Here is a 9,515-nt window from a genome sequence, read left to right on the forward strand (position 1 = left end):
GTTTCCGGTGACCGGCCCGTTCTACGCCGTGTCGCACCGCTCCGCGACCGATGGCCGATCGGCGGTGAGCTGACGCGCTACGTCGCCGGGGCCAGGCCGGCGAGGGCGCGAGCAACCAGGTCCGTCACCCGGGCGCGAGCCGCGTCCGCGTTCGTCGGGACGAGGCCTATCCGCGTGCGGCGGTGCAGTACGTCGTCCGCGTCGAGGGCCCCCTCGTGCCGGACTGCCCACACCACCTCCGCGCCGGTGATCTCGCTGCCTTCGGCCACGGGGGCGCCCAGGTCCGGGTCGAAGTCCGCCAGGGCGGCCACCCTCGGCGCCTCGGTGCCGTAGCCCGCCACGAGCCGCGCGGGGGCGTCCATAGTGGACAATCGCGTGCGGGAAGTGGCGCCCACCAACGGAAGGTCGTGCGTCGTGGACGCGCCGGCCGGCAGCGCCGCCGCGGCCACGGCGGCGTCCACCGCGTCCTGTGCCATCTTCCGGTACGTAGTCAGCTTTCCGCCGACGATCGTCAGCACGCCCGATCGCGCCCGCAGCACGGCATGGCGACGGGACAGGTCGGCGCTGCGGCCCGTGCCCTCCAGCAACGGCCGCAGCCCCGCGTAGCTGCCCAGCACGTCCGCCGGCGTCAGCGGGCGGTCCAGCACCGACGACGCCACCTCCAGCAGGAAGGAGACATCGGCCGGCGGCGCCACCGGCTCGTCGGGAATCGAACCCTCGAACGGCTCGTCGGTCAGTCCGATGTAGACAAGGCCGTTCCGTTGCGGGAGCACGATCACGAACCGGGACCGCTCGCCCGGCACGGGCACGGTCAGCGCCGTGCCGCCGATGCCGGTCCGCGCACCGTCGATGATCACGTGCGAGCCCAGCGACGGGCGCAGCCGCACCGAGTCGACCAGCGAGCCCGCCCACACGCCCGCCGCGTTCACCACGCTGCGCGCCCGCAGCGAGACGGTCCGGTCGCCCACCAGGTCGTGCGCCTCCACGCCGTCGCCCGCGGTCGAGGTGACGCGTACGCGGGTGAGGATGCGCGCGCCGAACCCGGCCGCCGTCCGCGCCAGAGCCACCACCAGGCGCGCGTCGTCGGTCAGCTGGCCGTCGAACGACAGCAACCCGCCCCGCAGGCCGTGCGTGCGCAGCCCCGGTGCCAGCGCCAGCGCCTCCGGCCCGGACACCCGCCGCGGCGGCGGCAGCAACGCCGACGGCGTCCGCGCGGCCCGGCGCAGCGCGTCACCCGCGCGCAGGCCCGCCATCACGAACGCCGCACCGCCACGGGAGACCTGCTCGTGCAACGGAAACAGCTGCGGCAGTGCGCGCGACAGGTGCGGCGCCGTGCGCGTCATCAGGATGCCGCGCTCCACCGCGCTCTCGTGCGCCAGCCGCACCTCGCCCTTCGCCAGGTAGCGCAGGCCGCCGTGCACGAGCTTGCTCGACCAGCGCGACGTGCCGAACGCCAGGTCGCGTGCCTCCACGAGGGCGACCGACAACCCGCGCGCGGCCGCGTCGAGCGCGATTCCCGCGCCGGTCACGCCGCCGCCGATGACGAGCAGGTCCACGACCTCGCCGCCGGCCAGCGCCGCCAGCTCGGCCGCGCGGCGCGCCGCGTTCAACGACGACGAAGCCGTCATGGGCGCAGCGCCACGTCGAGAAGGTGGGACAACTCGACGAGCAGATCGTCGAGCGAAAGATCCGACGTCGACGGCCGGATGGCGAACACATAAGGCTGCACCAGCAGGAAAATCGCCCGCGCCTGCACCGCCGGGTCCGCCTCCCGGATCGAGCCGTCCCGCTGGCCGGCCGCGAGCTGCGCGCGCAGGAACTCCTCGGTCATCCGCTGGCTTGTGCCGATCCGCTCGACGATGTACGGCAGCAGCATCTCCGCGTCCCGCTCGAGCACCGCGTGCATCAACGGGTTCACCGCGAGGCTGCGGACGGCGTGCACCGCGGCCACGACGAGCTGCCCGCGCACGGTCGGCTCCGGCAGCGCGATCCGGTTGGCCTCGTCCATGATCTTGCCGAACTCGCGCGTGATCAGGGCCGCCAGCATTCCGCGCACGTCCGGGAAGCGCCGGTAGAGCGTCATCCGGCTCACCCCGGCGGTGCGGGCCACGTCGCTCAGCGTGGTGCGTCGCACGCCCACCGCCAGCACGCACTCCATCGCCGCGTCGAGCAGCACGTCGTCCGCGACGCGGTTGGGTGACGGAGTGTGACGGATAGACGTCATATGTCACACTATACCGGTGACCGATACCAGGGACCACACGGGTGAGCACCTCGACCATCTAGTCCGTCGCAGTTGGACCCCGGCGGGAGGGCAGGACGCCATACTGCCCCCTCATGCCACCCGCTGGCTAGCCTCGCGGACCGGGCTGACCGAACAGAGCACGCCGGCGGCGCCGGATTCCGCCCTCGTGGTCGGAGAATCGGCGCTCTCCGACGTGGCCGGCAAGGCGCTCGAGTCGGTGGTCGGCGCCGGCAACGTGCTGCGCGGGCGCGACGACCGGCTGGGCCGCACCGGCGGGCTGTCCTATTTGGACCTGCTGCGCCACCGGGGAACCGGTGAGCTGGCGGTGCCCGACGCGGTCGTCGTGCCGGCCGATCCGGAGCAGGTGCAGCGCGTCGTCGAGGTGTGCGCCGAGCACGGGGTCGGGCTCGTGCCCTTCGGTGGTGGCACGTCCGTCGTCGGCGGCGTGCAGGCGCTGCGCGGGAGCAAGGAGTCGGTCGTCATGCTCGACCTCTGCCGGCTGGACAGGCTGGTGTCGGTCGACCCGGTGTCGCGGCTCGCGGTGCTGCAGGCGGGGGTGGTGGCGCCCGAGGCGGAGAGGCTGCTGTCGGCGCACGGGCTCACGCTCGGCCACGTGCCGCAGTCGTTCGAGCGGGCCACGATCGGCGGGTTCGCCGCGACCCGCTCGTCGGGCCAGGCGTCGGCGGGCTACGGCCGGTTCGAGGACATGGTCGAGGGTGTGCGGATGGCCACCCCGCGCGGCGAGTGGCGGCTCGGCGTGTCGCCCGCGTCCGCGGCCGGCCCGGACCTGCGCCAGCTCGTGGTCGGCAGCGAGGGCGTGTTCGGCGTCATCACCGAGGTGACCGTGCGGGTGCGCCCGCTGCCCAAGGCCCGCCGCTACGAGGGCTTCGTGTTCGACGGCTGGTCGCGCGGGGCGCAGGTGGTGCGCGCGCTCGCGCAGCGGCGGGTGCTCGCCGACGTCACCCGGCTGTCCGACCCGCACGAGACCGAGATGGCGTTCGCGCTCTCCGGCGGCTGGAAGACCACGCTGGTGCGGCGTTACCTGCGGCTGCGCGGGATGGGCGACCCGTGCCTGCTGGTCCTCGGCTGGGAAGGGGAGAGCGAGGCGGAGGTCGTGAGCCGCCGCAAGGCCACGCTGCGCGTGCTGCGCGGGCGCAAACCCGTGACGCTCGGCCGGCCAGTGGGGGAGAAGTGGCGGCACGGCCGCTTCGCCGGGCCGCGGCAGCGGGATGCGTTGCTGGACATGGGCGTCTGCGTCGAGACGCTCGAAACGGCGACCTACTGGTCCAATGTGGATACTCTGCGTTCGGCCGTGCGGGCCGCGCTGCAGGACGCGCTCGCCCGGCCCGGTGTCACGCCGATCGTCGCATGCCACATCTCACACGCCTACGAGACCGGCGGGTCCCTGTACTTCACGACGATCGTGCCACGCGACCCCGACGACCCGATCGGGCAGTGGGAGCACGCGAAGGCCGCGGCGTGCGCCGCCATCTCGTCGAATGGTCCACTTGGGACGATCACGCACCACCACGCGGTCGGCGTCGACCACGCGCCCTACCTGCCGGCCGAGATCGGCCGGCTGGGCGTCGACGTGCTCGCGGCGGTCAAGCGGGAGCTCGATCCCGAAGGCGTGCTGAACCCGGGCAAGCTGCTCGGCGAGCCCCGCTAGGGCCGCTAGGCCTTTGCCTCGTCGCGCCGGACGACGCCGAGCCAGATGATGCCGATCGCGCCGGCGACGAACAGCGGCCACGAGAACAGCAGCCGGGTGCTGATCGCGTCCTGGCACGTGCCCACGTACGTGGCCAGCACCGGGTCGTCGACCGTGCCGAGGTCGTCGGCCAGCAGCGGGGTCTCCACGCCGCCGATCGTGTTCCCGCAGCTCACCGACGTCTGCTGGGTGGTGTCCAGGCCGGCGACGTGCACGGGCACCAAGGCGAGGACGAGCCCGAGCAGCATCGCGGCCACGAAGAGCACGGCCGCGAACACGCGCGGGGTCAGGGTGATGCTGGCCAGCGGGTCGCCGGCCGGCTCGTCCGGCTCGGACCGCGTACCGGGTGAAGACCCGACGGTCGGCGCGGGCCGGCGCACCGTCGGCTGGTTCGCGTAGTCGGTATCCGGGTTCATGCCGCCAGCCTGCACTCCGGCCTGCCCGGATACCAGTGGATCGAGCAAATTCGCCCGCGGCCGGCGTCAGGCCAGGTGCGTGGCGAAGAAGGCGAGGACCCGGCGCCACGCGTCCTCGGCGGACTCGTGGTGGTAGGCCAGGCCACCCACGCGCAGCAGCACGTTCAGCGGGCCGGCCAGGCGGTTGGCGAACGAGTGGCCCGCGGCCGGGTACTCCTTGACGTCGTGCGGCACGCCGTAGTCGGTCAGCACCGCGTCGAGCCGGCCGGCGGCGCCCTTCATGCCGGGCAGCCGGTCGCGCGCGCCGAAGCTCGCGACGACCGGGCACGCTCCGTCCAGGATGGACATGTCAGCCGGTAGCCCGCCGTAGTAGGGCGCGCTCGCGTCGAAGTCCCGGGTCGCGGCGAGCAACGCGAACCCGCCGCCCATGCAGAACCCGCCGACCCCGACCTTCCCGGTGCAGTCCGCGCGCTCGGTCAGCGCGACGCGTGCCGCGTCGATGTCGTCGTGCGCGCGGCCCCGGCCGGCCAGCAATTCGCGGAACACCGAGCGCACGCAGCGGGCGAACCCGCCGCGCGCGTACAGGTTGGGCACGAGCGCGACGTATCCGGCGGTGGCGAACCGGTCGGCGATGCCGCGGATGTCGTCGGACATGCCCGCGGCGTCGTGCGCGAGGACGACGCCCGGCCACGGTGCGGGGCCCGCGACCTCGGGTTGTGGCACGGCGAGGTAGCCGTCGATCGTTCCGTCCGGTGTCGTGATCGTCGTCTCCACGCCGCCGAGGCTAGCGACGTCGCGTCACCCCTGTTCAGGTTGTCCCCACGGGGCGGCGAGCTCGCGCAACCCGTCGAACGGGTCGACCCACACGTAGGTCCACGCCTGCGTGCCGCCGTCGGCCGTGACCCGCACGCGCCGGTACGCCTTGCCCTCGTACTCGTCCACGGTGGACAAGGTGGCGGCAGGTGTGGCGAGCTCGACGAGCCAGCCGGACACGCCCGGCCCGGCGCCGAGCCGCAGTGCCGGGTAGCCGAACCCGGTGTCGTACAGCGTGCCGGGCAGCGTCGCCCGCCGGGGCTCGCCCGTGACGTGCGGCCGCAGCATCGGCCACTGCGCCGCGCCGGGCTGCAGCGTGCCGTAGACGAACAGGCGGGCGGGGATCTCGTCGGCCACCGGCACGCCGTCGACCTCGGTCAGCTCGAGCCCGCCGCGCCCGGCCGGCTCGCCGGTCAGCGCCTGGGCGGCGGCCTGCGGGACGTCCGCGCAGCGCACCGGGCGGCCGTCGACCAGCAGTGGGTACCGCACGGTCCGCGGGCTGTCGCTGCACTCGGCGGCGACGTACGCGAGCGGCCGGTCGAGCGGCGTGCCGTCCTCGAGCCGGACCTCACCGGTGGCGACGCGGACGAGCCGGTAGCGGTTGCCGCGCCCCTCGCAGCGGTCCAGCACCTCGACCTGCTCCGGCGTGGCGAAGAGGACGGCGTGGTCCTCGACCACGCCCGGCAGCGCCTCGAGCGTGGCCGGCCGCTGGTCGTCGACCACGCGCAGGCCGGCGGCCCACACGGCGGCGAGGCCGGTGCAGCGGGCCCGCAGCACGACGGCCGGGCCGGGCAGCCCGAGCGTGGCGCGCAGCCACGTCAGCTTCGACGGGCAGGCGTTCGAGCCGTAGCTGAGCACCGGCACCCGCCCGGCGAGCGGCGCCACGTCGTGGCCGGCCAGCCACTCGTCGAGGCAGGTGCCGTCGCCGGCGAGCCGCCAGCCGGACAGCGTCGCGTGGTCGGGCCGCAGCGGGTACCCGGTGCCGTGATCGTGCACGAACGAGCACGGCGGCCGGGCACCCGGGTACGGCAGTGCCGGGTACTCCTCGTCGGCGAAGGCGGCGAAGGCGGCGAAGCTCACCCCGCAGACGTTAGCCGGGCAGCTTCTTGCCCACCGGGGCGATGATGTACGCCACGCCGCCGGAGCCGCTGGAAATGCCGCCACTGGCGTTGTGCCGCTTGGTGCGCAGCCAGATCGTCTCGAACTGCTCGCGCTTGTACACGTTGCGCACCGCGGCATCGCTGCTGGACGCCGGGTCGTTGGCGATCACGTCGCCGTCCGCGGTGAAGCCGATGATCACCATCAGGTGACCGGCGGTGCCGTAGCCCGCGCCGTCCAGCTCCGAGGCCATGAACGACTGCGACGTGATCACCGGGATCCCGGCGGAGATGTAGCGCTCCAGCTCGGCGAGCGAGTGCAGCCGGGTGACGTGCGCGGCCAGGCCGAAGTTCGCCGCGTACGCGGTGTTGAACGGCCAGTTCCCGGTTCCGTCGTAGTCCTTGTCGTAGATGAACCGGGCCGCGTGGTCGACCTCCGGGTCCGGGTACGACGGGTCGATCCAGGACATGTCCTCGGCGCTCGGCCCGCGCTGCCAGTACTTCACGACCATGGCCGTGGAGGTCGGGCTGCACCAGGCCTCGCCACCGCCGCCGTACTGCGGGTACTGGCCCTCGTGGATGTTCTGCGAGAACGGCGGCACCGGCAGCTCCTTGCCCCACGCGCCGGCCGGCGGGCTCGTCGGCACCGTGAACCGGTCCGGGATCGCCGAGGTCATCGCGCCGGCCATGGTGAGCCGCGGCGTCGCCGTCGTGCCCGCCGCCCGGTAGAGCGTGACGCGCAGCTGGTAGGACGCCAGCCGCACGCCGGTGTTCGCGACGAACGTGTCGACGTCGACGTAGCCGCTGGCGTCCTCCTGGTCGGGCACCGACGTGCGGATGATGTCGCCGTCGCCCAGGGCCCAGCGGCCCATCGTGTACCACATCGTGCTCGCGCCGCCGTCGGTCCGGCCGCGCATCTCGACCTGCAGCCAGGTGTCGTCGGGCGTGGTGGCGTTCCACGACGCGACGAGCTGGCTCGCGCCGAAGCCCTGCCGGTAGGAGGGCGAGGTCCAGCGGCCGTACTCGTAGGTGCGCGTGGTGCCGAGGTCGGGTTCGGTGTGCTCGACCGTGCCGGCCGGCTTGCCGATCACCAGCGTCTGGTGGGCTCCGGGGCGCAGGCCCTCGGAGTGGCCTTCGCGCAGGTCGTGCCCGCGCCATTCGTGGAAGTCGACGGGTGCGTCGTCGGCTGGCTCGGCCGCGGCAGCCGCCGGCATGGCGGAGAGCGTCAGCGCGATGGCGGCCAGCAGGGAAAGGGCCTTGAGCTGCTGCATGGTGAAGATTTTCGGCCTTGGCAGCTGATATGTAAACAGCTTACGGCTGCTGCTCTTCGGTCAGCTCGGCGATGAGGTCGGCCCAGAACTCCTCGACGCAGCGCTCGTAGCGGATGCCGAGCTCGATCGTCCTGAGCTGCCAGCGGTCCGCGTAGTCGGCGATCTCCTCGCGCTGCTCGGTGTAGCTGTCCGCGCGGGACTTGTGCGACTCGTGCCGGTCGCGGGCGAGCCGCAGCAGGTCGGCCGGCTCGCTGAAGTTGGCGAAGAACAGCTTCAGCACGCCGAGGTCGCGGACCTCGGTCTGGTCGGTGGTCGGGCTCGCGAGCCACTCCTGGAACACCTCGCGCCCCGCGGGCAGCAGCTCATAGGTGCGCCTGCGCCGGCCGCCCTCCTCGACGGTCTCGCTGACCAGCCCGTCGGCCACCAGGCGCGCGGGCTCGTCGTAGAGCTGCGAGTGCGCGAACGCCCAGAAGTTCCCGATCGTGTTGGCCACCCATTGCTTGAGGTCGTAGCTGGTCGCCGGCCGGTAGCTGAGCATGCCGAGGACGACGTAGGACGTCGCGTTGAGCTTGCGCCGCCGGCCGTGCGAGCTGTCCCGTGGCGGCTTGTCTGGATCCGGCACGGGCGCGACGATACCGATTGGTTGGTTAGTTGTCGCCCGTTTGGTCTAGTCCCTTTGGCGCTCCTCAGCCTCACCCTCGTGGGGGGCGGACCGGTTGCTACAGCACGGCCTGCGTCTGCGTCACCTTCGCCACGAGCCGGCCGGCGTCGTCGTGCACCTCGGTCTCGACGACCACGAAGCGGCGCCCCACGTGCATCGGCCGGGAGGTCGCCGTCGCGTGGCCGTCGCGGACCGCGCGCAGGAAGTTGGTCTTCGACTCGATGGTCGACGTGCTGCCCGCGCCCGCCGGCAGGTTCAGGAACGCGCACAGCCCGCCGGTGTTGTCGGCCAGCGCCATGATCGCCCCGCCGTTCAGCGCGCCGCCGACCGTGCACAGCGACTCCGCCCACGCGAGCCGCCCGCGCACCTCCGAGGGCGCGGACGACAGCATCTCGATCCCGAGCGTCCCGGCGAACGGGACCATCTCGTGCAGCGAGGCGGTGGCGTCCGGCTCGCCGTCGGTCACGAGAGGTGCGCGATGTCGAGCTTGCCCTCCGCGGCCGCCGCGCGCAGGCGCTTCTTGTCGAACTTGCCCACGCTGGTCTTCGGCACCTCCTCGATGAACGCCCAGTTCTCCGGCAGCTGCCACTTCGCGACCCGGCCGGCGAGGAACGTGCGCAGCTCGTCCGGTGTGGCCGTCTTGCCCTCCGCGAGCACGACCGCCACGAGCGGGCGCTCGGACCACTTCTCGTCCGGCACGCCGATCACGGCCGCCTCCGCGACCGCCGGGTGCGCCATGACCTGGTTCTCCAGGTCGACCGAGGAGATCCACTCGCCGCCGGACTTGATGATGTCCTTCGACCGGTCGGTCAGCCGCAGGAAGCCGTCCGGGGTGATCGCGCCGACGTCGCCGGTGCGCAGCCAGCCGTCGTGGAACTTCTCCGAGCCCTCCTCGCCCTCGGCGACCCGGTAGTACGCCTTGGCCACCCACGGCCCGGCCACCTCGAGCTCGCCGACGGCCTCGTTGTCCCACGGCAGCTCGTCGCCGTCGTCGTCGATCAGCCGCGCGCGGACCGACGCGGGGAAGCGGCCCTGCAGGATCCGGTACTCCCAGGTCTGCTCCGGCGACTTGCCGGCGGGTGGCCGGGAGACGCTGCCCAGCGGCGAGGTCTCGGTCATGCCCCAGGCGTGGATGATCGTGACCCCGAGCTCGTCGAACGCGGCCATCAGCGACGGCGGGCAGGCCGACCCGCCGACCACCGCCCGGCCCAGCGGCGCGAGGTCCTGCGGCTGCTGGTGCAGCAGCGCGAGCAGGCCCTGCCAGATCGTCGGGACCGCGCCGGCCATCGTCGGCTTCTCCGCGG

Annotated in this window: 10 protein-coding genes; 1 reads left to right on the forward strand and 9 read right to left on the reverse strand. The window is 73.2% G+C overall.

Annotated elements, in window-relative coordinates; all coding sequences use genetic code 11:
• Positions 1–77: 77 nt before the first annotated feature.
• Positions 78–1,628, reverse strand: a complete 1,551-nt coding sequence (locus tag VH969_RS24385) for a glycerol-3-phosphate dehydrogenase/oxidase (protein ID WP_331978136.1) — start codon at positions 1,626–1,628, stop codon at positions 78–80.
• Positions 1,625–2,224 carry a TetR/AcrR family transcriptional regulator gene (locus VH969_RS24390; RefSeq protein ID WP_331978138.1) on the reverse strand — a complete coding sequence of 200 codons (600 nt, stop codon included), beginning with the start codon at positions 2,222–2,224 and terminating at the stop codon, positions 1,625–1,627. The genes VH969_RS24385 and VH969_RS24390 overlap by 4 nt, the downstream gene beginning before the upstream one ends.
• Between VH969_RS24390 and VH969_RS24395 the strand changes: the two genes are divergently transcribed.
• Complete coding sequence (locus tag VH969_RS24395) at positions 2,223–3,914, forward strand: FAD-binding oxidoreductase (protein WP_414638613.1); 1,692 nt, start codon at positions 2,223–2,225, stop codon at positions 3,912–3,914. The genes VH969_RS24390 and VH969_RS24395 overlap by 2 nt on opposite strands.
• 5 nt (positions 3,915–3,919) lie before the next feature.
• On the opposite strand, the gene VH969_RS24400 is transcribed toward VH969_RS24395, so the two are convergent.
• From VH969_RS24400 to VH969_RS24430, 7 genes are all read right to left on the reverse strand, one after another.
• Positions 3,920–4,369, reverse strand: coding sequence for a hypothetical protein (locus VH969_RS24400; protein ID WP_331978142.1), 450 nt, complete (start codon positions 4,367–4,369; stop codon positions 3,920–3,922).
• A 66-nt stretch (positions 4,370–4,435) separates the two neighbouring features.
• Complete coding sequence (locus tag VH969_RS24405) at positions 4,436–5,143, reverse strand: dienelactone hydrolase family protein (RefSeq protein ID WP_331978144.1); 708 nt, start codon at positions 5,141–5,143, stop codon at positions 4,436–4,438.
• 24 nt (positions 5,144–5,167) lie between these two features.
• Positions 5,168–6,262, reverse strand: a complete 1,095-nt coding sequence (locus VH969_RS24410) for a gamma-glutamylcyclotransferase family protein (RefSeq protein ID WP_331978146.1) — start codon at positions 6,260–6,262, stop codon at positions 5,168–5,170.
• A 10-nt stretch (positions 6,263–6,272) separates the two neighbouring features.
• A complete protein-coding gene (locus tag VH969_RS24415) occupies positions 6,273–7,550 on the reverse strand; it encodes a C39 family peptidase (RefSeq protein ID WP_331978148.1) in 1,278 nt (425 codons plus the stop codon).
• Positions 7,551–7,590: 40 nt separating this feature from the next.
• Entirely contained in the window at positions 7,591–8,172 is a 582-nt protein-coding gene (locus VH969_RS24420; protein ID WP_331978150.1) for a PadR family transcriptional regulator, read from the reverse strand.
• Positions 8,173–8,269: 97 nt separating this feature from the next.
• On the reverse strand, positions 8,270–8,677 hold the full coding sequence (locus VH969_RS24425) for a PaaI family thioesterase (RefSeq protein WP_414638612.1): 408 nt from the start codon (positions 8,675–8,677) through the stop codon (positions 8,270–8,272).
• Positions 8,674–9,515, reverse strand: an 842-nt coding sequence (locus tag VH969_RS24430) for an AMP-binding protein (RefSeq protein WP_331978152.1), incomplete at its 5' end; no start/stop codon positions are given. The genes VH969_RS24430 and VH969_RS24425, both read right to left, overlap by 4 nt.

The sequence above is a fragment of the Actinophytocola sp. genome (assembly GCF_036555685.1).
Lineage (GTDB): Bacteria > Actinomycetota > Actinomycetes > Mycobacteriales > Pseudonocardiaceae > Actinophytocola.